Annotated in this window: 17 protein-coding genes and 2 rRNA genes; 17 read left to right on the top strand and 2 right to left on the bottom strand. The window is 43.8% G+C overall.

Annotation, left to right across the window (positions count from 1 at the left end; all coding sequences use genetic code 11):
* Positions 1-2: 2 nt before the first annotated feature.
* Positions 3-2,369 carry a DNA translocase FtsK 4TM domain-containing protein gene (locus JXR01_02130; protein ID QSH39086.1) on the bottom strand — a complete coding sequence of 789 codons (2,367 nt, stop codon included), beginning with the start codon at positions 2,367-2,369 and terminating at the stop codon, positions 3-5.
* A 277-nt stretch (positions 2,370-2,646) separates the two neighbouring features.
* On the opposite strand from JXR01_02130, the gene JXR01_02125 reads away from it, so the two are divergent.
* The 6 genes from JXR01_02125 to JXR01_02100 all read left to right on the top strand — a co-directional run bounded on the left by JXR01_02125 (position 2,647) and on the right by JXR01_02100 (position 11,857).
* Positions 2,647-3,462 (top strand): hypothetical protein, encoded by an 816-nt coding sequence (locus JXR01_02125; GenBank protein ID QSH39085.1) that lies wholly within the window; start codon positions 2,647-2,649, stop codon positions 3,460-3,462.
* A gap of 838 nt (positions 3,463-4,300) precedes the next feature.
* Positions 4,301-7,630, top strand: a complete 3,330-nt coding sequence (locus JXR01_02120; protein ID QSH39084.1) for a peptidoglycan-binding protein — start codon at positions 4,301-4,303, stop codon at positions 7,628-7,630.
* Between the two features lie 244 nt (positions 7,631-7,874).
* Positions 7,875-9,356 carry an ABC-F family ATP-binding cassette domain-containing protein gene (locus tag JXR01_02115; protein ID QSH39083.1) on the top strand — a complete coding sequence of 494 codons (1,482 nt, stop codon included), beginning with the start codon at positions 7,875-7,877 and terminating at the stop codon, positions 9,354-9,356.
* 59 nt (positions 9,357-9,415) lie between these two features.
* On the top strand, positions 9,416-9,934 hold the full coding sequence (locus tag JXR01_02110; GenBank protein QSH39082.1) for a hypothetical protein: 519 nt from the start codon (positions 9,416-9,418) through the stop codon (positions 9,932-9,934).
* Positions 9,935-9,966: 32 nt separating this feature from the next.
* Positions 9,967-11,646 (top strand): hypothetical protein, encoded by a 1,680-nt coding sequence (locus JXR01_02105; protein ID QSH39081.1) that lies wholly within the window; start codon positions 9,967-9,969, stop codon positions 11,644-11,646.
* 52 nt (positions 11,647-11,698) lie between these two features.
* A complete protein-coding gene (locus tag JXR01_02100; GenBank protein QSH39080.1) occupies positions 11,699-11,857 on the top strand; it encodes a hypothetical protein in 159 nt (52 codons plus the stop codon).
* A 58-nt stretch (positions 11,858-11,915) separates the two neighbouring features.
* Here JXR01_02100 and JXR01_02095 read toward each other — a convergent pair whose 3' ends face one another.
* Positions 11,916-12,137 carry a hypothetical protein gene (locus tag JXR01_02095; GenBank protein ID QSH39079.1) on the bottom strand — a complete coding sequence of 74 codons (222 nt, stop codon included), beginning with the start codon at positions 12,135-12,137 and terminating at the stop codon, positions 11,916-11,918.
* 214 nt (positions 12,138-12,351) lie between these two features.
* Between JXR01_02095 and JXR01_02090 the strand changes: the two genes are divergently transcribed.
* The 11 genes from JXR01_02090 to secD all read left to right on the top strand — a co-directional run bounded on the left by JXR01_02090 (position 12,352) and on the right by secD (position 24,487).
* The gene (locus JXR01_02090; GenBank protein ID QSH39078.1) at positions 12,352-12,846 is read left to right on the top strand and encodes a 50S ribosomal protein L10; all 495 of its coding nucleotides are present in this window, start codon (positions 12,352-12,354) and stop codon (positions 12,844-12,846) included.
* Between the two features lie 66 nt (positions 12,847-12,912).
* A complete protein-coding gene (gene rplL / locus JXR01_02085) occupies positions 12,913-13,428 on the top strand; it encodes a 50S ribosomal protein L7/L12 (protein ID QSH39077.1) in 516 nt (171 codons plus the stop codon).
* 82 nt (positions 13,429-13,510) lie between these two features.
* A complete protein-coding gene (locus JXR01_02080) occupies positions 13,511-14,173 on the top strand; it encodes a helix-turn-helix transcriptional regulator (protein ID QSH39076.1) in 663 nt (220 codons plus the stop codon).
* Between the two features lie 112 nt (positions 14,174-14,285).
* Positions 14,286-14,972 (top strand): hypothetical protein, encoded by a 687-nt coding sequence (locus tag JXR01_02075; GenBank protein QSH39075.1) that lies wholly within the window; start codon positions 14,286-14,288, stop codon positions 14,970-14,972.
* A gap of 106 nt (positions 14,973-15,078) precedes the next feature.
* The gene (locus JXR01_02070) at positions 15,079-15,384 is read left to right on the top strand and encodes a hypothetical protein (GenBank protein ID QSH39074.1); all 306 of its coding nucleotides are present in this window, start codon (positions 15,079-15,081) and stop codon (positions 15,382-15,384) included.
* A 484-nt stretch (positions 15,385-15,868) separates the two neighbouring features.
* A 23S ribosomal RNA gene (locus JXR01_02065) occupies positions 15,869-19,202 on the top strand.
* A gap of 322 nt (positions 19,203-19,524) precedes the next feature.
* Positions 19,525-19,630 (top strand): 5S ribosomal RNA (gene rrf, locus JXR01_02060).
* Between the two features lie 126 nt (positions 19,631-19,756).
* Entirely contained in the window at positions 19,757-20,533 is a 777-nt protein-coding gene (locus JXR01_02055) for a hypothetical protein (GenBank protein ID QSH39073.1), read from the top strand.
* Between the two features lie 11 nt (positions 20,534-20,544).
* A complete protein-coding gene (gene rodA, locus JXR01_02050) occupies positions 20,545-21,687 on the top strand; it encodes a rod shape-determining protein RodA (protein QSH39072.1) in 1,143 nt (380 codons plus the stop codon).
* Positions 21,688-21,730: 43 nt separating this feature from the next.
* Positions 21,731-23,086 (top strand): sugar transferase, encoded by a 1,356-nt coding sequence (locus JXR01_02045; protein ID QSH39071.1) that lies wholly within the window; start codon positions 21,731-21,733, stop codon positions 23,084-23,086.
* Between the two features lie 60 nt (positions 23,087-23,146).
* Positions 23,147-24,487 carry a protein translocase subunit SecD gene (gene secD / locus JXR01_02040; protein QSH39070.1) on the top strand — a complete coding sequence of 447 codons (1,341 nt, stop codon included), beginning with the start codon at positions 23,147-23,149 and terminating at the stop codon, positions 24,485-24,487.
* The last annotated feature ends 3 nt before the right edge of the window (positions 24,488-24,490 follow it).

Here is a 24,490-nt window from a genome sequence, read left to right as displayed (position 1 = left end):
TGTTAGCGAGTTTTTTCTTCATCTTCTAATTCTTCTTCATCGTACTCAGTTTCGGTGTCTTCCTCATCGCTCTCTCCGTATACTTCTTCAACTTCTCCCGTTTCATCTTCTAATTCTTCTGTCTCAGGCATAGTTTCTGCACTTTGGTCGATTACTTCACGAGCTTTCGATCCTTCAGCTGGGCCCACAACACCTCGTTCTTCTAGCATGTCCATAAGGCGTGCTGCACGAGCGTATCCGACACGTAGCTTTCTTTGTAAGAATGATGTTGAGCCTTTTCCTGCTTCAATAATAACGCGCTTCGCTTCTTCGTAGAGGTCGTCGTCATCGTCATCGTCACTTCCCACACTTGCAGAGAAGACACTGTTATCGTGCATTACCTCAGTGAGGTCGATTTTATCAGGAAGCTCGTCTTCATGAGAGTCTTTAAGGTATTTCACTATGCTCTTTACTTCTTCTTCAGATACATACGGCGCTTGAATACGGTGGGGTTTACTCATTTCCCCTGAAAGATAGAGCATATCACCAGCACCAAGAAGTTTTTCAGCACCTCCCATGTCGAGAATCGTTCGCGAATCAATTTGTGAAGATACCTGCAGAGCAATTCGTGAAGGGATGTTTGCCTTAATGAGTCCGGTAATAACCTGCACACTTGGACGTTGTGTTGAAAGGATAAGGTGAATACCTACCGCACGACTCATTTGGGCAAGGCGTACAATAGATGCTTCGAGTTCACGTGGGTACGAAGTCATAAGGTCTGCCATTTCATCAACAATAGCAACAATATATGGCATTGGTTCTGGCATTTCAGAATCATCGTCTTTCTTTTTCTTCTGCGCAGGCTCAAAGATGTTTTTGTGGTACGAAGCAATGTCTCGTACTTTCTCAGTTTCAAGAATATCGTACCGTCTATCCATCTCTTTCGCGAGCCACTTAAGCGCAAGAATGGCCTTTTTTGGATCGGTAATAACCGGGGTAAGAAGGTGAGGAATCTCGTTGTACATCGTAAGCTCTACTCGCTTAGGGTCTACCATAACAAAACGTAATTCCTGTGGACCTCTTCGGTAGAGAAGAGACACAATAATATCGTGCACCGTTACAGACTTACCAGCACCTGTTGCTCCAGCAATAAGAAGGTGGGGCATCTTTGCAATGTTCGTGTAGTGCGGCTTTCCTGCAATATCACGACCAAGTGCAATCAGAAGTGGTTTGTCTGAATTTTGGAATTCGTGGTCACTAAATATAGAGGCAAGACCAAGTGTAGACTTTGTGGTGTTTGGTACTTCAATACCTACCAGTGCTTTTCCAGGAATTGGTGCCTCGATACGAATAGGTGTTGCAGCTAACGCTAGTTCTAAGTTGCTCTGCAAGCTCATGATTTTTGCGAGGCGCACTCCTTCTGCTGGCTTCATTGCGTATTGTGTTACTGTCGGACCGATGGACACTTCATCCATTTCTACACTAATACCAAAGTTCTGGAGTGTTCGTTTAATAGTATTTGCACTTGCTTTTACATCGCCCACTGAAGGCTTTCCTCTATCTTTCTGTAGAAGTGAAAGGGGAGGAGGAGAATACGTTCCGTTGCTTCCAGCTGCGAAGTTAAATATAGCTGGGTTCGGTTCATCAGTTCCTCCGAAGTTAAATATGCCGCCACTTTTTTTAGGCTCCTCAACGTGTTCCTCTTCGACCTCGTCTGCATCTTCTGCTTCAGCTTCTGCACGAGCGGTACCAGATTCGATAACCGCTTCTTCTTCATCTTCAAGCACTTGCTCTTCCTCTTCTTCGTCCCGTTCGCGTTTCCACAAACGAGAGATAGTAGGGAAGGCATGTTGCGGATGAGCATCGAAGGCAATGAGTAGTGAGATAACAATTAAAGAAAGAAGTACAACTATTGTTGCAATAGTATCCACCGCGTACGTAAGTGGTGCAGAAATAAGTTGTCCAATAAGGCCACCACGGCTCGGGAACAAAGTTTCCACAAGCCCAAGACCACTAAGAAAGAAGATGCCGGTCCCTACAATTTTTAGTGTGCCGATACGTTCATGTTCAAGTGAACGAAACAAAACTACCGCTATCATCGCAAAAGAAATCGGCACAAGAACATAGCCGACCCCAAAGAAGGCAGAAAGCCAAATGTACAATGTGGTTCCGACTTTACCGGCAACATCAAACCATGCAAGAGTAAAAAATACAGCTGCTGCAATAGCAAAAACTGCCCACACTCCTCTGAGTGTTTCAGATTGAATTGGAAGACCCAGTGAGTCTTCTTCTTCAAACTCTTCTTCCTTTCGACGCCGCGCGCGTTTCGTTTCCCTTTTTGGCTTTGACTTTTTAGCCATAGGTTTCTTTCGTGTTCGTACTGCCATCATGATGTCTATCTAATATATTGAATTATCAATCAATAATACCATATAGCGTACAGAGTAGTTCGTGCACATAAGGATACTTTCATGCCGACAAACAGAGTGTTTGATGAGTTTCGATTGTGGGGATGTGTCTATAAGACACAATCTCATTACAATGTACGAACCCTTGACTTTAACGGACATAAACCTATTATGGACATAACGTAAAGGACATCTTTACGGACATGCATATAAAGGACATTGTCTATAACAATTTGTCCTTTATATAATGGACATTACTATGACTATAAAGGACAATAAAGCAGTATATAAGCCCATCAATTATGAAGGTATTTCTCTGGATGCAAATATGTCCGTGAGTCCTTTCGGACAAAACCGTGCTGCAGAAATAGCCTACAAGAAAGTTGAACGTCTTGTGCTCGCCACTCATTTGGTAACAAATTTTGTTCCACAAAGCGAAAGTGTCCGTGAGAATATCCGTGAATCTGCCCAGTATCTACTGCCGATGGTAATGAGCTTGCGCGAAGGCTTTCAAAGCACTGGCCCTGATTCCGTAGATGCAATTTCAGCACACGTGCGACAATTACTTTCACTTCTTGATATCGCTCATGCATCTGGCTATATTTCAGAGATGAACTTAGGTGTACTTAAGTATGCGTACGCTGATCTTGTACGATTCCTTTCAAAATCAGAACAGGGAAGTGCGTCTGAAAGTATTGAGTTAAACGAAGATGATTTCCTTGCACCTTCATCTTCTGAATCTAGAGAGCAAACTTCTAAAGGACAAACAACAAAAACTCTAAAGGACAAAAGTATAAAGGACACTATTACGGACATAGAATCTTTAAAGGACATTAAACAGCAAAAGGATAAACGCCCACAATCTTTGAAGTCAAAGCGACGTGTTACTAGTCGGCGGATGGCTATTTTGGATGTGATTACTAAGAAGAGCCCTATTCACATAAAGGACATTGCAGCAGAGGTTTCTGATTGTAGTGAAAAGACAATTCAGCGAGAACTGCAATCATTAGTACACGATAATGTGGTAAAGAAGGAGGGTTCAAAGCGCTGGACGACCTATTCTTTGGTTGTATAAGCGAAACGTGGTGAAAATAGTGTCCAATTTGGTATAGAAAAGTGATTGAATAAAGGCACCCCAAAAGGGTGTTTTTTATTGACTTTACTGCATAAAATAGTAGTATTGCCCCACGTTAAAGCCAAGAACAAAAGCCGCCCAAAACATGCGGTCGCTTTGACGTACGAGTATGTTGCAAAAGATGCTCAATAAGGTTTTGTTCGCTATCCACATTACCAGCTATGGTTTATTGCTCACTTGGCTAAGCAATATATAATGTGGGGGTGGAGTCTATGCACTTGTGTGTTGACTCTGTGTGTTCTTTGACAATAAAATACTAGAATAAACTAGTTTCCTGCATTCGCAGGATGTCTCTTAAACGTAAGTATTAGCGCGGTAACTCGTCTACTATTTATAGATAAGATTTTCAGAATTTTGAAGCAATGTTCCGTACCCCATGTGTTCGCACAAGGGCTTTCTGTATGTCAGACATTCAGACTTAAATATAGTTCGCTAACTTGCATACATCACCGTGTCGAAATCAATGGTGGTGGCAAGATGGCAATTAAAAGTAAAGTTAACTCGAAGTTTCAAGAATAACGCCATTACATATTTTATTAGTAGTAATTTGTTGTTCTTATAGAATGGAAAAGTTAACGCCTGTGCATCTTGTAAAAAAGATGTGCGGATGAAAAGTGCGAAATTGATTTGGTCGACAAATCAGTATTGCAGCTATGAACGTCTCCGGGCCTTTTACAGACCGGGGGGTTCCCCGGGTAGCCGGGACGTTCGTAGTCACAAAAGGTCTATAAGCTGTAACGTCACATTTAATACATGACGTTACATTAATTAAATAATTATGAGTATTGCATTAACAACAAACAAAGTTGCAGCAGCAGCAGTTGGAGTTGCTATGGTTTTCTCTTTCGCTTTTGTCACACCGGCACAGGCGCAATCAGTTGAAGATCTAACAGCACAAATTGCATCATTGCTTGCAACAATCTCATCTCTACAAGCACAGCTTGCAGGAATGACAGGTGGTTCAACAACCACAACAGGTTCATACAATTTCACCCTTACACACGAACTAGGTGACCAAGGTGGAGAAGTTATGGACATTCAGAAGTTCCTAAACGCAAACGGATTTGCCGTTTCAGCAACAGGAGCAGGTTCACCTGGTAACGAAACTGACTACTTTGGTTCACGAACTCAAGCAGCAGTTAAGGCTTTCCAGTCAGCTAAGGGCATTACGCCAGTAGCAGGTTACTGGGGTCCTATCACACGTTCTGCAGCTAACGCAATGAGCACTAGCACAGGTACTGGAACAGGAACTGGCACAGGTACAACTGTTCCTACAGGAACAGGAATTACTGTTGCAGCAGCAGCACAGCCAGCTAATGGTCTTGCAGTTGAAGGAGCAGCACGTGTTCCTTTCACTAAGTTCACTGTTACAAACAACAGTGGAACAGCACAGACAATCAACAACGTGACTGTGCAACGTGGAGGACTTTTGAACAACTCGGTATTTGCCGGAGTAGTTCTTCTTGACCAAAACGGGATCCAGCTTGGAACAGCTCGAGTACTTAACTCAAACGACCAAGCAAACGTTGGTGAGGCAGTTACCTTGAATGCAGGTGAAACTCGCACATTTACTGTTGCAGGTAACATGGCAGCAAGCCTTGACGCCTACGCAGGTGAAGTGGGAACACTTTCAGTTGTAGCAGTTAACACTTCAGCAACTGTTGCAGGTTCACTTCCAATCACAGGTGCATCACACACTACTAACGCAACTCTTGCAATCGGTAGCGTAACTGCAGCTCGTGGCGTAGAAGACCCAGCTTCAACAGCAACAAAGGAAATTGGTACAACCAACTACACCTTTACTGCTATCAAGTTGACAGCAGGTTCACAGGAAGATGTACGTCTTCACTCAGTACGATTTGACCAGAGCGGTTCAGCATCAACTTCAGACATCAACAATGTGATGGCGTATGTAGATGGTGTTGCATACACTCCAACTGTAATGGGTGACTATTACGTAGTGAACTTTGGTTCAGGAATTGTTATTAAAGAAGGTCTCTCAAAGGAGATCGTTGTTAAGGGTGACATCATCGGAGGTACAAACCGAAACATTGCGTTTGACGTCTACAAGATGACTGATATCAACCTAACTGGCGAGACTTACGGATACGGACTTACACCAGCAGTTGGTTCAAACTTCAGCGCAACGAGCCCTGTGTATGATGCTAACGTAGTTACTATCTCAGCAGGTACATTTAACTCAGTATCAAAGAGTAGTGCAGCTCCAGCAGCTAACGTTGCTATCCAGACTTCTGATGAACTTCTAGGGGCATTTACTGTTGATATCAAGGGAGAACCAATTACGGTTCAAACTCTAGTTATGACAGCTACAATCGGTCAAGTAGGAGGAAGCCCAGTCGGAACTGATCTTGACAACGTTACTCTTGTTGACCAAAACGGTTCTGTTCTTGCAGGTCCAGTTGACGCAACAGGAGCAAGTACTACAGGTACAATGACATTCAGCAGCATTAGCTTCCCAACAGGAGTTACTACTCTGTACGTTAGAGGTTATCTAGATTCGTCATGGGCGAATGGGGACACAATTGTGATCAATGCCAACCCTTCAGGATGGAGTGACGCAACTGGTGATGTAACTGGTGACACTGTTACAATCCCTGGCACAACAGCTACTGGAAACACAATGACAGTTCAATCTGCTGCATTGTCAGCAACAACACTTACACAACCTGCAGCTCGTTCAGTCGTTCCAGGTGCAACAGACTTCGTCTTTGCAACTGCTAACCTTGACGCAGCCAACTCAGGAGAAGATGTACGTGTTACAGCGGTTACTGTTGCTTCAACAGCAGCAACATCAACTGGTACACACCTAGACAACGTTGAAATTTGGGCAAACCTTACAGGTGGTTCAACTAACGACTCAGTTCGTGGTGACAAGTACGAAACTCGTGTAGCAGACGCAGAACAAATGACAGGTTCAACTGGTGCAGTTACATTGGCAATGCCTCTTGACACGCACATTACTGTTGCAAAGAACACATCAGTGGAAATTGCAGTAATACTAGACCTTTCATCATCTGCATCTAGTGGTACACACCAAGTATCAATTAGTGCGGTTACAGCCGTAGGTCTGAACTCAGGTTCAACTGTTTCAGTTAGCCCAACAGGTTCAGGACAGGTTATGACTGTTGCAGCTTCAGGAGATGTAACTCTTACAGTAGACTCTACATCACCAGACGCATCATTGATTCTTGACGACACCACAAGCGAGCAGACTGTAGCAGTCTTCCGTCTTGCAGCAAACAATGTTGAAGATGTAGACATCGACAGCATTAAGCTTACAAGCACTGGTACTGACAACGCAGTTGCAAAGTACATCTTCTACAATGGTTCAACCAAGTTAGGAGAAGTAACTGGTGGTCAGAACACAGCAGAAGTATTCTTCACAGACGGAACACTTGTTGTTCCAGCTGACGATAAGGTACTTGTTACAGTTAAGGTTGTATTGAACAACATTGACGGTACACAGGTAGTTAACGGTTCAACTGTTATTGCAACAATTGCAGCTTCAGGTGACGTTGACGGTACAGGACTTGATTCAGGATCAGCAATTGACCCTGATGACACAACTGTTACTCCAGCTACACAAACTGTGTATGAAGCATACCCAGTATTCGCATTCGAGGATGTTGCAAGCACAGTTCTTACAACAAGTGCTAACTACCTCGTAGCGAAGATTAAGGTTACGAACCCAGGAGATGAAGACCTGAGCTTCGATGACACTTCAACTGCCAACAACCTTGAGATTCAGTTCTCAGGTAACGATGGCGGTGCAGCTCTTGATGAAACGATTACAATCAAAGACAAGGATGGAAACACTCTTGACTCTGGTGCAATCGCAACATCAGCTGTAGCATTCGACTTTAGTACAGCTGAACTTACTGTTCCTGCTGGAGGATTCGAGTACATTTACGTGTACGCAGATGCTTCAGGCTTGGCAACAGACGGGGACACGATTCAAGCATGGCTTGATGACTCAACCGCAGCTGATCTAGGATTTAGTGTTGGAACGGGTACTACAAACTACTCGGAAGCCGACAACGTGTTCAAGGGAGACCTATTCGGTCAAACTCACGTAAATCCTTCGTAATCGAGTTAGCTTGATTACACTAATTAACTTCTATGGTTAATTAGGATTAGGGAATAAGCCCCAAGCGCGCAAGCGCTTGGGGCTTTTCCCTTACCACACTATTTTAGAAAACCCTTAAAACGTTATTGTTTTAAGGGTTTTCTTGCATTCAACATTCTGTGCATATAGAGTAGTTGTGTTACTGTCATATATACAGTATTCTCTAGTCCTAACGAGTGCCCGTGTGGTGCCTTTTTTATTTTGTATGTCAGAAAGAGGAGAAGTAATAGTGAGATTTGATACCGTGTCGTTTGAACACAGCTCTACAAAACCCATACTCGATGAGGTTGGTTTTACTGTGCGTCGTGGTTCTAAGATTACGCTTATGGGTCAAAATGGGGCTGGTAAAAGTACACTCTTCTCGCTTATTACAAGAGCATCTGAACCAGAAGATGGCGTCATACAAATAGCACCGAACCTCTCTGTAGCGATAGCACGACAAGTAATACCACGTGAGCAATTAGAGCTTTCAGTACGAGAGTTCTTTGAGAGAAGTTTTAAAAAGAAGGTGTACGATATTGACCCACGAATTGACGACATCCTTGAAGTAGTTAATTTACATGCTGATAAAGAAAAGAAAGTAAAAGAGTTTTCAGGTGGGCAGCAAGCACGACTTCTATTGGCTTCAGCACTTATTCAAAAACCTGACCTACTTCTCCTTGATGAGCCGACGAACAATTTAGATAAAGAGGGCATTGCTCACCTAGAAAAGTTCCTAATCGACTACAAGAAGACAGTTATTGTCATTTCCCACGACGCAGATTTTTTGAATGCATTTACACAGGGTGTTTTGTACCTTGATATATTTACCCGTAAGGTAGAACAGTACGTTGGTAACTATAAAGACGTAGTGCGTGATATTACTGTACGAGTAGAAAAAGAACGCCGTAAGAATGCGCAGGCTGAGAAGATTATCAAAGAAAAAAAAGACAAGGCTAACTTCTTCGCAAATAAGGGTGGAAACATGCGTATGGTTGCGAAACGAATGCGTGAAAGTGCGGCAGAAGCTGAAGAGTCAAAGGTAGACGTACGGCGCGAAGATAAGACAATCCGACCATTTGCTATTGAAATGAGAGAGCGCCCAATAGGGGAGATTCTACATATCAACTCTGTGCTCGTAATGAAAGACAATAAGCCGCAAGAGCGCGCTGCTGAAATCTCTCTTGTAAGAAATAAACACCTTCTTCTTACTGGACCAAACGGTATTGGCAAAAGTACACTGCTTGAACGTTTGGCTAATAATACTGAAGAGGGAGCAATTATCGCTTCTGGAGTGAATGTCGGGTACTATCGACAGGATTTCTCGACGCTCAATTTTGATGAGACTGTGTACAAGACGCTTGAATCAGCAATGCCAAAACCTGACGAACACCACATGCGCAGTGTTGCGGCAGGGTTCTTAATTACAGCGGACATAATGTATTCAAAGGTGGGGAGTCTCTCTGAAGGACAAAAGGGGTTGGTAGCATTTGCCCAACTGGTACTTTTAAAACCGAATCTTCTTATTTTAGATGAACCTACAAACCACATTAACTTTCGCCATTTACCTATTATCGCGAAGGCATTAGATGAATATGAAGGCGCTATGATATTAGTTTCTCACGTCCCAGAATTTGTCAGCCAAATCCGTATAGATGAAACGCTTGATTTAGAAACACTCAAACCACTTAAGAAGGGTAAGAAATAGGGGTACTTACTGCATAGAATTCTATATATTGTCGTATTGCAATATGATAGTATTCAAATATGAAATATGACTTTCTAGAAGGGTTTTCTGGCAAGTGGTGGGTATGGCTCATCGCTGTAGTTATTGGCGCATGGGCAGCATTGTTCGTAGCCAATTACTACCAGTCGTGGAAAGTTGAGGCACCGTATCGTGCGCAAGATAGGGAACTTAGGGATTCACTAAAAGCTTTGGAAAAAGAAGGTGAGCGAATCACAAATCTTTACAAAAATGATACATACGGAGGAACTACCCCAGAGGAAACATTACAACTTTTCATTACTGCTATGGAAGAAGAGGACTACGAACTTGCAAGTAAGTACTTTTTGCCAGAACAGCAAGAAGAACAGTTTAGTGTGTTTCTAAAGATGAAGAGGCCGGAGTTTTATATAAATATATTAAAAACATACGAACAGCAAGGAGCTTTATTTCCTGATGGCACAACGTATGAAATAGATTTTTTCAAAGATGGACAACAATTTCATTTTGAGAGATTCATTTTCAATGAATATACTAAAGTATGGAAACTAAAAGATTTCTAGCAACGTTATATGTAGCTCTATGTATTGCGAGCATGCCTACTTATGTAGGTGCATACAGCCTAGAAACTCATGCAGATATAACAGCAGCCACTTTAAATGCGCATGCTTCCATTAATGGTGAAGAGTTGTTTAGCAATTCTGAGGTAGCAGAAATCGTTGATGGAAGCCTTAAGGAAGATTCATCAACAAGATATTTAAATCATTTTTATGATCCAGTAAAGAACCGAGGGCTTAGAGGGAGATTTTCAGATTTTGCTCCAGTGAATGGAGATGCTTCCATGATATGGGCGCAGGATACAATCATGCAAGGAAACTTTGGGCGCGGGAAAATAAAGTCGGATGAGATACTCTTTAGTTCCGAAACTGATTTTTCTTGGGCCAGGGGTGTATATGAATACGTACATGGTGATAAAAACTATGCCCTGCAGGTTCTGGGGCATCAATTGCATTTGGTGCAGGATGCTACTGTACCTGCACATACGCGAAATGATGCACACCCTCCTTGGGATTTTGGAGGAGATCTATATGAACAATATTCAGAAAGTAGAAAAGTAATTGTTGAAATTACAGATGAAGACGTTCCCGTTGTTGCAAGTATTAAAGACGCTATATTGTATGCTGCAACATTTTCAAATTATAATTTCGTGAGTCGTGATGCAAGCTTTGGTAAGTATACACATCCCTCTGAGAGTGATGTGTACTTTGATTCAGGGTTTGCCATACACAAAATCTACGGGCATAGAGTAGTTAATGCGAAACAAGATTATGAGGAAAGCACAGAAGAGATTGAAACTGAGTACTTTTTTAATGATAAAGATGGAAAGATATCGAAAGACTATTGGGATGTTTTATCTAAACAGGCAGTACTTCACGGGGTCGCAGTAATTGATTTGTTTTTTAAAGAGGTAGAAGAAGAACGTAAAACAGGAGCGCTGCTTGCGATGAACAAAAGCTATAAAGAAACTGAAGATGTAATGAAAAGATTAGCGTTTGGCAGAGATTCAAAACTAGCGCTTACATCACTTGCTGCTGCGGATGTGTATGAACTAAACAAAGATGATTTAGATGGGTATTATGCTGCGGCTAAGGTATATGGAATTCATACGCCAGCAGCAGCACGTGATTCAGCTCTTAAGGAAGATGCACAACCAGCGAGTGCATTGCTCGGATTACAGCAGGCCTTAAAGAAAACTATCGTTGGCGAACCTCTGCCAGACGGAGTGACACCACAAAAACAAACAGGACCAACACTAGAGGAGCTACAAGCGCGGGTCAACGAGGCGAGCGCACTCATTGCATTTCTTGAGGCTCTTTTGGCTCAACGTGAAAAAGAGTGTATTGAAAACTCACTACAAGGACCGTGGAACAAGGTAGGATGGGTTGGTGATCAACCAGGATGCAATGACCCTACACCGTGGATACAAAAAATGTTTTTTGCACCAATTCAAGGAACAGGCGGTAGTGGAACAGCAGCAATAAGTGGAAGTATATCTGCTGACCCTTCATCTGGGTTCTTTGGACCAACGACAGTATCCTGGAATACTTCGGGTGCTACCAGCTGTACTGTAACCGGAGGACTTATTTCATGGACTGGCACATCAGGGAGTGAGTTCGCACTTATCGCTGAAGATATGACTTTAACGTTGTCGTGTGACAGTGGGGCATTCGTAAAGACAGTTTCTTTAGATGTCGATGTCCCGTTCGAGTTCTAACAAGTAAAAAAGAGCTTATTTCAGTTTAAACTTTAGATGGTAATATATAGATATGGAAAAAGGAATCCTCAATAGTACATTCTTCAACTTTCTGTTTGGATTTGTATTTATACTTTCAATCAGTCTGAGTGTTGTGCTTGCTGTTAACTATTACGACATAACCACAGAAGACTTGATGCAGGCTGGCGTGTCGTTTGTATTATTTCAATAGGTAAAAGTTAAAGCGACCACTAACTAGTGTGGTCGCTTTTGTAGATGGGCAGTAATCACTAGATTTGAACAGCGATTTCGTGCTTGGCGAGAACGAAGTTCACGGCAGAGATGTTATCTTTGCCAAGAACCTCCTTCAATGCTTTGCGCGGAGTATCGCAGTTTTTTTCAGGGATAAGCTCTCCGAGCATTTGAGTAGTGAAGTCGAAGAGGATCCCGCCGACTGGCATTACTTCGCCGAGATCAGACAACAAATCAGCCGGTAGCGTAGATTTACCCATATCTCTATCTCCTTAATTTACCAAACTGTATTGTAACACATATACACGCACTGTCAATTGATAGTAAATCGTTGCACTTTTAGCTGTATTTGGGTATAGTCTTCGGTAACGAGCTGAAGAAAGCGCGCTCCCACATTAGGGGTCAGACGTGCCGAGGTTGATTCTCTTCGTATATAACACTCGTTACCATTTATCAGCATTTTCGTATTGCTCTATGGCAAAAACAAAAGAACAAAAGAAAGCAATTCTTGATCGTCTTGAGGGTGCAGTAAAAACATCGGCATCGACAGTTTTTGTGCACTTCAATGGTCTTCCAGTGAGTGAAGAAACTGCACTTCGTAGTGGTCTTCGTGAGGAAGGCGTATCATATTTCGTTGCTCGAAAAACTCTTATGAGCCGTGCGTTTGAAAACGCCGGAGTAGAGGGGGAGCAACCAATTCTTGAAGGAGAAGTTGCAGTAGCATACGGGTCTGACGATCCAACAGCTCCAGCACGAAACGTGTACTCGTTTGTAAAGAAGTACGGCGACAAGCTTTCAATTGTGGGAGGTGTCTTTGAAGGTCGCTTCATGGATGCTGCAGAGATGAACGAAGTTGCAACTATTCCACCGGTGGACACACTTCGTGGTATGTTCGCAAACGTCATCAACTCACCAATTCAAGGTTTGGTTGTAGCACTTAACGGAATTGCAGAAAAGAAAGAAGCATAGCAATTGCACTTGTATAGTGTGTTGCTACCAACTAAAAACTATCAACTATCAACTAATAACTAACGTATGACTGAAGAAGAAAAGAAAGACGAAGCTGCTACTGAGGAAGCAGCGGAAGAAGTAAAAGAAGAGGCTGTTGTTGAAGAAGCACCAGCTGCTGAAGAAAAGGCAGAGGAAGCAGCTCCAGCTGCTGACGAAGCGGAAGAGGTAGAAGTGCCAGATGAGTACAAGGACCTTATCGAAAAGATCGAAAAGATGACCGTGCTTGAACTTCACGGGCTTGTAAAAGTTCTTGAGAAGAAATTTGGTGTTTCAGCAGCAGCTGTTGCAGTTGCAGGTGGAGCAGCAGATGGTGGTGCCGCTGAAGAAAAGAGCGATTACATCGTTCACCTTTCAGCTGTAGGTGACTCAAAGATCGGAGTTATCAAAGCAATTAAGGAAGTACTAGGACTTGGGCTTAAAGAAGCAAAAGACCTTGTAGAATCAGCACCGGCTGACCTTAAGAGTGGCGTAAAGCCAGAAGAGGCAGAAGAAATGAAGACCAAGCTTACTGAGGCAGGAGCTACAGTTGAGTTAAAATAACTTCATTACTATATATTGCAAAAAACCGGCGCTTTTGGCGCCGGTTTTTTGTTTGCACGAAGCTTATGCTACAATCACCCCAATGAATGATGTACTCAGCGCACTATTTGGAAGCCCAGCACGGGTAAAAATCCTCCGATTATTTTTATCGAATCTTGACTCATGCTACACCTCAGATGAAGTTGCGACACGTGCGAAGGTTCATCCTCAAACAGTTCGAAAAGAACTCAATCTATTTACAAAAATAGGATTACTTAAAAAACAAAACGATACTCGTATCGTTACTAAAGGCAGAGGCAAGAATAAAAAAGAGGCGAAAAAGAAAGTGGTTGGATTTACTATAGACACCACCTTTGCAGACTTACTTGCATTGCGAAACTTTATACTTAACATTAAACCGACAGACGATAATGGGATTCTAAAAAAGATTAATGGGACAGGGAAAATAAAACTCGTAATCGTTTCTGGTGTCTTTATTCGTGATACTGATAGTCGTATAGACATAATGGTAGTAGGAGATTCTTTGAAAGACTCGCGCCTTAAAGCGGCTATACGAGATTTAGAATCACACATGGGTCATGAGCTTCGATACGCTGCTTTTTCAACGCCAGATTTTACGTATCGTTTAGGTGTATACGACAGACTCATTCGGGATGTACTCGACTATCCTCACCAAATTATTGTAGATAAAATGGCGCCAGCGTGGAAGGATGTACACATGCGTAAAATAGGGAAGGTGCAATAAAACATACCCACAGCTACAAAAAAATCGCTTCCTACAAGGTGTATTATTAAGGTAGGTCGGTACTGTATTATTATTCGTTTTCTAATATAACGCCTAGGCAAAAAATAACGTTATGTTGATTCAATCATGGACTGCTGCTATTCAGCAGTCATTTCAAGAAGTTTGGCTTAACTTTGTAGTTTTCGTACCAAACATAGTTGTAGCAATCGTTATCTTTATAATCGGTTGGATTGTAGGAGCTATCTTAGGACGTGTTGTCGCACAAGTTGTTGACGCACTCAAGATAGACAACGCACTCCGAAGTGCCGGTTTTGAAGAGGCTGTTAACCGAGGAGGTTTTCGCATGAGCGCTGGAGGTTTACTAGGTGGACTCGTAAAATGGTTCATCATTATTGTATTCCTACTCGCTGCAGTGGAAGTTCTTGGTCTTACACAAGTTGGTGTCTTCCTTCAGGAAGTTGTTCTCTTGTACTTGCCACAAGTTATCGTTGCAGTATTAATTCTTTTGATCGCTGCAGTACTTGGTGAGTTCGTAAGAAGCCTTGTTGCAGGAGCAGCTCGCGCCGCAGAAATGAAGAGTGCACATTTTCTTGGCAGTGTTGCTAAGTGGTCAATCTGGATTTTCGCAGTTATCGCAGCTCTCATTCAATTGAATGTTGCAACAGCATTCCTACAAACATTGTTTGCAGGAGTTGTTGTAGCTCTTTCACTCGCGTTCGGACTCGCGTTCGGACTCGGTGGACAAGAAGCAGCAGCACGATACATCGAACAATTACGCTCAGAAATGAGCCACAAATAGTCTTTTCTATTTGAATAACAAAACACCCGCCAATACGGCGGGTGTTTTGTTTTGCGTATTTTGATGGTATACAGGTGTCAGCTCATTTATATTAGGAGGGATACTTATGAAAAGCAATTCTCAGCAGTTGGTTTTCTTCTTTATGTTTCCGCCCAGAGATTTTGCTCGTCATGCTGACAAGAACATGGTTGCAAAAGAATTGAAATACGGACCAGTAATGGTTCATCGTCAGATACGTTTTGGCGTATGGGTGGTGTCATGCGTACGTCCAATTCACGGGCCATCTGGATATGTTGCTGCGTCAACATCGTATGTATTTCCGCAATTATTCTTCAAGGGACGGGAAGCATGGACTTTTGCAAACATGGTCTCGAATAGCAGTATTCCACGTTTGCATGATGGGATGGAGTAACGTTTCTTAAAAAACAAGGAGTCGACATGTATTTTGATATGTCGACTCTGTTTTTTTATCTTCATTTTGTTGACTTTTATGCTCGCATCTATATAATAGCGACCACGTATTTATGAGTAATTTAAAGAAGCAAAAGGCGAGCCGGTAAGGTGACTTTTTATTTTTAAAAGCACTTGATTCGGTCGCATGAGCGACCTTTTTTCTTGCCCAAAGTACGTTGCACTTTGACAATTACATAGCATTGAAATCGACATGCAGATAGTATGTCCCGTTTGATTTTTGGTCTAGCCGACCAGGGTCTTTCCGTACGGGGCATACATTGCATTTACTACTTTTAATTAAGTAGAAAATAAATCGAAACTACACTAACAGCAGCCTCACCGGGCTTGCTGGTAGTTTCAAAACACGTCAGCAAACGTAAAGTGGTTTACGTTGTGTTGGCACAGACACAAGACACAAACAAAGCAGTTAGTGGAACTCCTTACAGGAAGTTCCATTAAGGGCGCATGGTGGATGCCTTGACTGAATGGAGCGATGAAAGACGTGGTCTGGCTGCGATAAGTTTCGGGGAGGTGCCAAACAACCTTCGATCCGAAAATTTCTGAATGGGGGAACCCCATCGAGTAACACTCGATGACCTTGTACTTGATACAAGGAGCACACCCGGGGAATTGAAACATCTTAGTACCCGGAGGAATAGAAACCAATAGGTATTTCCTGAGTAGCGGCGAGCGAAACGGAAGAAGCCCAAACCTTACTGCTTGCAGTAGGGGGTTGTAAGGCGTTAGTGCTGCATTTATGTAGGAAGAGTTACAAAATATGTTGTTAAAAGAACAACCTGGGAAGGTTGACCCTAGAGGGTAATAGTCCCGTATTTGAAAATGACATATCTCTTTAGCTAACGTTCTTGAGTAGCTCGGGACACGAATAGCCCGAGTGAATCTGCCAGAACTAACTGGTAAGGCTAAATATACATTCAGATCGATAGTGAACAAGTACCGTGAGGGAAAGGTGAAAAGAACCCCGATGAGGGGAGTGAAATAGAACTGAAACCATGTGTCTACAAGGAGTCGAAGAGGTCTTGCGCCTCGACGGCGTGCCTATTGAAGAATGAGCCAACGAGTTAATGCATATGGCTGGCTAAGCCCTTCTCGGGTGGAGCCACAGCGAAAGCGAGTGTGAATAGCGCGAATTATAGTCGTATGGATTAGACCCGAAATCAGGTGAGCTTACCATGAGCAGGGTGAAGGAGTTCGAAAGATCTCTGGAGGCCCGAACCGTTGCGTCGCGTAACGCGCTCGGATGACTTGTGGTAAGGAGTGAAAAGCTAATCGAACTTGGTAATAGCTGGTTCTCTCCGAAACAGCTTTAGGGTTGGCGTCACGTGTTCCTACTGGGGGTAGAGCACTGGAAGGTGTGAACAGGGCGAAAGCTCGTCACTCCTATCAAACTCCGAATACCAGTAGTTAAAAGCGTGGCAGTTAGAGTCAGGGGGCGAAGCTCCTGTGCTCAAAAGGGAAACAGCCCAGATCGCAAGTTAAGGTCCCTAAATTGATACTAAGTACAAGCGAGGAGGTGAGGTTTCTTTGACAGTGAGGAGGTTGGCTTAGAAGCAGCCACCCTTTAAAGATAGCGTAACAGCTCACTCACTCAGAGACCTTGCGCCGAAGATGATCGGGGTTAAGTATCGTACCGAAACTGCGGGCTTGTGAATTTCATTCAGGACATGTTTACATGTCCTGAATGAAATTCATGAGCGGTAGGAGAGCGTTCCATTCGCGATGAAGCCAAAGGGGTGACCCATGGTGGAGCATATGGAAGTGAGAATGTTGGCACGAGTAACCGCATTGTGGGTGAGATTCCCACACGCCGAAATACCGAGGTTTCCTGGGCTATGAAGATCAGCTCAGGGTTAGTCGGGCCTAAGCCGATCCCGAACGGGGGAGGCGATGGACATACGGTTAATATTCCGTAACCTGCGCACTGTGCGATGGAGTGACGGGGGAAACAAGTACGAGCACCTTACTGGATTGGTGTTTTTTGTTCTAAGAGAGGATACATAGGAAAATCCGTGTATCACATACTTTCGAGAACCGAAGAAATTCTCTAGTTCGCTAGAGGAGATTCGTGCGAAGAGCCCTCCAAGAAAAGCTTCTAAGCTTCAACAGTGTGTGGACCGTACCGCAAACCAACACAGGTGGTAGAGTCGAGAAGACTAAGGCGAACGGGTGAAAGTTCCTCAAGGAACTCGGCAAAAAAGCGACCGTAACTTAGGGATAAGGTCTGCCTGCTGCTTTCGAGTAGTAGGCCGCAGCGAAAGAGTCCTGGCGACTGTTTATCAAAAACACAGCTCCGTGCGAACTCGTAAGAGGATGTATACGGGGTGACGCCTGACCAATGCCGGAAGGTTAAACATGGATGGTGTATGAAGTTTACTTTGTATGCTGGGCTATGTAAGCCCCGGTGAATGTCGGCCGTAACTATAACGGTCCTAAGGTAGCGTAATTCCTTGTCTAGTAATTTTAGACGTGCACGAATGGCGTAACGACTGGGACACTGTCTCGAGGAACTGCCCGGTGAAAATGCAATAGCGGTAAAGATGCCGCTTACCTGCAGCAGGACGGAAAGACCCCAGGAGCTTTACTACAGCTTGATATTGGGGGCGTGTGAACAATGCGTAGCATAGATGGGAGGCTTTGAAGCGATTCTTTTGGGAGTCGTGGAGCCGTCAGTGAAATACCATCCTTTGTTTATGCGTCTTCTAACCAGTATGGAAAAACCATATCGAGACAGTATCTGGCAGGTAGTTTTAGTGGGGCGCTATCCTCCTAAAAAGTAACGGAGGAGTTTAAAGGTTCTCTAGGCGCGGATGGAAACCGTGCCGATAGTGTAATGGCATAAGAGAGCTTGACTGTGAGACGTACATGTCAAACAGGCGCGAAAGCGGAACATAGTGAACCGATAGTTTGCTTTAGACGCAGCTAGAGATTAACGGATAAAAGTTACCCTGGGGATAACAGGCTGGTACCGCCTAAGAGTCCATATCGCCGGCGGTGTTCGGCACCTTAACTTTAAGTAGATACATACATACTTATAACATCGGGGTGCCTAGAGGAGTAATCCTCTACAAAAATAAATTGGCTATATGCTGGAACCCCTAAATAACCTGAAACTCAGTACAACCCAAACAGTGACTCGAAAGAGTGAGCTGCGTGGTTTGAAAATGTACTTGAGAGGGCAATCAGCAGGAAAGATCTCTACGTTCATGGACGATGAATACGAGAAATCCTCAGAGACTACACGCCAATCCCCTGTGGAACACACAGGGTGAAGATATAGTCCGAACCTGTCAGTAATGGCAGTATAAAAATTATTACAATTGACCAAGTAATGTGAACCATGGTGGGAAGTTGAACACCCATCAAACGACAGCGATGTCGGCTCACCTTATCCTGGGGCTGGAGCAGGTCCCAAGGGTTTGGCTGTTCGCCAATTAAAAAGGTACGCGAGCTGGGTTCAGACCGTCGTGAGACAGGTTGGTCGTAATCCGCTGCAGGCGTCGATTTTTGAGAAGATTTGTTCCTAGTACGAGAGGACCGGAATGAACTGACCTCTGGTCTATCGGCTGTTTCACCAGAAGCACTGCCGAGTAGCTATGTCGGGAAAGGATAACCGCTGAAAGCATCTAAGCGGGAAGCCAACTTCAAGATAAGAAATCATTTGAGATCCGTAGGAGACTACTACGTTGATAGGCACTAGGTGTACGTACAGCGATGTACTTAGCCGAGGTGTACTAATTCATCGAGGAGTTTCCTGTATGGAGTTCTCTAACAGCTTTGTTTAACAAATCTGCATGTCGATTTCAGTGCTATGTAATACTACCTATGTTTGAAAATGAGGGAACTGGAGGGCCCTACGTCTCTCCTTTTCCTCATGAGGATGCGTAAGGACGAAGGTCCTTCGAGCCAATGTGCCGCATATGTGTCCGTCCTTGCTGTCGCAGTAAAGGATCGACGGCCGTAACTATAACGGTCCTAAGCGCAGGCTGTGGGTGCAATTCCCACCATCCTCCTCAATCCCTTTTCTAGAGAGATTGAGCTCATTTTCAAACATAGGTACAACAACATTCGAATATTTTATGTTGGTGCTTCATCGAAGAGGGTACACCTGTTCTCATTCCGAACACAGAAGTTAAGCTCTTCTGAGGCGATGGTAGTCGTAAGGCGAGAGTAGCTCGGCGCCAACATAAAATATTTGAATATATCGTTAGTGATACTATTCACACTCCTATAAAACGCACCTCACAAAGTGAGGTGCGTTTTTGCATAGTGTATTCGACACCACAGGAAGCACTAAGGTATACTTGTAGGTAATGGCAACATCAGCATGGGCACGAAAAAGGCAAATGATCTACGGAGGAGGGCTACTTCTTTTTGTATTTAGCATCATTGCACCAATAGTATTTTTCACGACATACAAACCGGCCACTTGTTTTGATGGCAAGCTAAACCAAGATGAAACAGCAATTGACCGAGGTGGCTCTTGTCAGCTCCTAGATGAGCGCTTTATACAGCCATATGCTGTCCTTTGGGCACGCACCTTCCCAGTGCGCGACGGATTTTACAATACTGTCGCGTATATCGAAAACCCAAACCAAGGTGCAGGAGTGTACGATGGTATATACCAATTCAAACTCTATGACGAAAAAAACATCCTTATTGCAGAGCGTTTCGGGCGGGCACCGGTTCTGCCAGAAGGCGTATTCCCAGTGTTTGAAAGCCGTATAGACACTGGTAATCGTATCCCAGCACGAACGCTCTTCAGTTTTGTAAATGACTTAACGTGGGAACGTATGCAAGACCCAGCAATAGGTATTTCAATACGCAATGAAAAGATAAGCGACACCACTTCAATGCCGCGGCTTGACGCAATTGTTCATAACAGTGAAGTGGTAACCATTAACGACATAGTTTTAGTTGCGACAGTTTTTGACACTGCTGGAAACGCATTCACTTCGTCGAGAACATTAGTAGAAGCCGTTGGGCCAAACGAAGAATTTCCAATCGCATTTACCTGGCCAGAACCATTTGGTTTTGCTGTCGGTCGCGTTGATATAGTTCCTTTAATACTTCCCCAACGCCCACGATAGGCGCAGTGAATATGGGAAATCTATCTGGAAATATCCTGCAGCGATATTTTGGACACATCGATGTGCTGCTATTTGTTTCTGCAGTACTCATCACGCTTGCAGGGCTTGTAACCATGCATGCCTACGGTGATGCCAACTCATTCTTTCAACGACAGATTATATGGCTCTCTATTTCGGTAGCCGTGTTCTTTATATTCAGCTTTATCGATTTTAGGTTTCTACGGAGAACAAATATAGTGACCATTCTGTTCGGTATAACAGTTCTGCTGCTGTTACTAGTTTTTGTGTTTGGCGATGTGGTAAAGGGGGCCCAAAGCCGCTTCAATTTTGGAGGTTTTGCGGTACAACCTGCTGAGTATGCAAAGCTAGTAATCATTGCGCTGCTCGCCAAGTACTTCACTCGTCGACATATCGAAATAGCACACATTAGGCACATTCTTTTGTCTGGAGTGTACGCACTCATTCTTTTCTTGCTCATTTTGCTCCAGCCAGACTTCGGCTCAGCTATTATGATTGCGTTTGTATGGTTTGGGATGGTACTCGTGTCCGGCATCTCAAAAAAGCACTTGTTGGCAGTATTTATTGCTGGTGCGCTTGCCATAGCGGGTATGTGGATGTTTGTGTTCGCCGATTATCAGAAAGATAGAATTTTGACATTCTTACACCCATTGGCTGACGTTCGTGGCGCTGGTTACAATGCGTATCAATCTACTATCGCTGTAGGTTCTGGGCAAATATCAGGTAAAGGAATTGGGTACGGTACACAAAGCAAGTTGCAATTCTTGCCAGAATACGAGACCGACTTCATTTTTGCCTCGTTTGCAGAAGAGTGGGGGTTTGTCGGAGTTGTGTTCCTGTTCATGCTATTCGGAATCCTTTTGTGGCGTATTTTAATGCATGCGAAACTTGGAGCAACTAATTTTGAAACACTCTTTGCGCTTGGTGTCGCCATACTCTTCATCAGTCACTTTACGGTACATGTTGGTATGAACATAGGGCTGCTCCCCGTAACTGGCGTAACTCTGCCGTTTATGAGCTACGGCGGTTCTCACTTGCTTACCGAATTTGCGGCGCTCGGTATTATTATGGGTATGAGCCGATATTCACGCACCGTTCACCGCGACGACTCCCAAAGAGAGTTTATAGGAGTATAGCCAAACCATTGCGTCAATAGCTTAAAAGTGATACTAGTACTGTATGAGCATTTTGAGTCGCAAGGCCTATATCGTGCTTTTATTGGGTGATATAAGCATTTTGTATGTATCCGTATGGCTGGCACTGTCATTACGTAGTTTTAGTGTGCCCTCCCTTGAAAATGCAGTCGTGCATTTGGTCTCGTTCTCTCTTTTATTTGGCGTGTGGTTCATCGTATATTTTATTTCCGGATTATACGGACGGTACACCGTGTTATTTAGAAAGCAGCTACCAAACATTATCTTTGCAGCCCAAGCAGTTAACATAGGAATAGCCGCCCTCTTTTTCTTCCTTATTCCAATTTTTCTTATTACGCCAAAAACAGTACTGGTGCTGTATTTGTTTATCTCAACTGCACTCCTGTATTTTTGGCGAGTACACATGTACCCGCACCTTTTAGTACGCCGAGAAATTGGTGCGGTACTCATCGGAACAGGGCTTGAACTTACCGAGCTTGCAGAAGAGGTTAATAAAGACCCGCTGTATCCGTTGGAGTTCCGCGCAATTATTCACCCAGAGCTTTCTTCCAGTGAAGAGGTCAAACAAACCCTGCAGTTACTCATAGAAAGTGGGGAAGTCAGCACTATAGTTGCTGATATGAGCAACCATTCATTAGATGACCTATTGTCTTTTATTTACGATATAACCTTTGTAAAACACCAAGCCGAATTTATTGACGTACGAAGGTTGTACCAAGAAATCTTTGAACGAGTACCACTTTCTTTGATAGATCATCGCTGGCTCCTACAGTACATGTCGCTAGACCAACAATTGGTCTATTCAGTTGGTAAGCGTGCAACAGATATTGCAGCTGCAGTTATACTCGGGCTTGTATCGCTCGTATTATATCCATTCATTATTCTGGCAATAAAGCTTGAGAGCAAAGGGCCAATCTTTTACATAGCACAACGTGTTGGCCTTGGCGGGGAACTATTCTCTTTTCCAAAGTTTAGAAGCATGACAGGAGTCGATACAGATGAGGAAGCGCTAGAAACCAAGCATACTGTTACTCGTGTTGGAGCACTACTACGACGCACTAGGCTCGATGAGCTACCTCAGTTGTGGAGCGTGTTTAAGGGAGACATGTCATTCATCGGACCTCGCCCAGAGTTCCCAGCACTTACTGACGTGTATAAGACAGAAATACCGTATTACAACTTACGTAATGTAGTAAAACCAGGGCTTTCTGGTTGGGCTCAAATAATGCACGATAACCACGCACACCATAAAGCAGACGTAGATTCCACTGCAGAAAAGCTTTCATACGACCTCTTCTATATAAAAGAGCGTAGTTTATGGCTCGATTTCTATATTGCCGCGCTTACACTCAAGACCATTCTCACAAAACGTGGTTCGTAGTATAAAAAAATACCCCTTGATATTCGCTAAATGGGTAAGGTATACTTCCAGCACTTAATTATGTGGAAAAATAGACTAATAACAGTAGCGATTTTACTAGTAGGATTCGGAGTCGGATGGTTCGTATACTCTTCTGAGATACAAAAGAACAATTTCCAATTTCAGCTTGGACTCGACCTCTCAGGAGGTACGCACTTAGTATACAAGGCGGATACTTCACGTCTTGCATCGGAAGATATTTCGGAGTCTATGGCATCACTGCGCGACACCATTGAGCGTCGTGTAAACCTCTTTGGTGTTGCAGAGCCAATCGTACAAACAGAACGTGGCGGTGCACTCTCAGGCGAAACGCAAGATAGGCTCATTATCGAACTGCCAGGAGTTACCGATACACAAGAAGCCATTCGGCTTATCGGGGAAACGCCAGTACTAGAATTCCGCCTTCAGGGAGCAATTGATACGTCTGACCTAGTACCTAATGAAGATGGTGCGATAGAGCTTGAGTTGGGGGATACCTACGGGCCTGCTATTTTAACCGGAGCACACCTTGATCGGGCAACACTAGAGTTTGGGCAAGGGCATAGCGGTGGGTTATCTAACGAACCTGTCGTTGTATTAAACTTCACAAGCGAAGGCGGTAAAATCTTCGAAGATTTTACCGCCGCCCACGTAGGGGAAGTATTCGGCATCTTCCTCGACGGCCAGCTTATTTCAAACCCCGTCATCAACGAACGTATCGGTGGCGGTAGCGCGGTTATCTCAGGCGGCTTCCAGCCAGAAGAAGCACGAGAGTTGGTGCGCAACCTAAACTTCGGTGCACTACCATTACCAATTGAGCTTCTTTCAAGTCAAACAATCGGCGCTTCATTAGGAGCGGAGACAGTTGAAAAGGGAATTGAAGCAGCAGTGTGGGGTCTTGCGGTAGTCGCACTGTTCTTACTCTTGTGGTATCGCTTACCAGGTTTATTCGCCGTTGTTTCTCTTTCAATTTACATCATCATCATGCTCGCGCTGTTTAAGGTAATACCAATTACACTCACCGCAGCAGGGCTTGCCGGATTCATCTTGTCCATCGGGTTGGCGGTAGATGCAAATGTGCTCATCTTCGAGCGAATGAAAGAAGAACTCCTCGAAGGCAAATGGACAAACAACGCGGTGAAGGATGGTTTTGCACGAGCGTGGCTTTCTATTCGAGACGGTAACCTTTCAAGTATCATTACCGCAGTTATCCTGTTCTGGTTTGGTACGTCACTGGTAGAAGGGTTCGCACTCGTATTTGGACTCGGAGTCATCATCTCAATGCTTACTGCCATCACCATTAGCCGTACTCTTCTGCTCGCGCTTGGCGATTACGAATACCGTGGAATCGCAAAGTTCCTGTTTGGAACAGGATTAAAATAGCAG

It is taken from the genome of Candidatus Kaiserbacteria bacterium, assembly GCA_017134395.1.
Lineage (GTDB): Bacteria > Patescibacteriota > Minisyncoccia > Phycocordibacterales > UBA2100 > UBA2100.
This window is presented reverse-complemented; position numbering and strand designations above follow the sequence as displayed.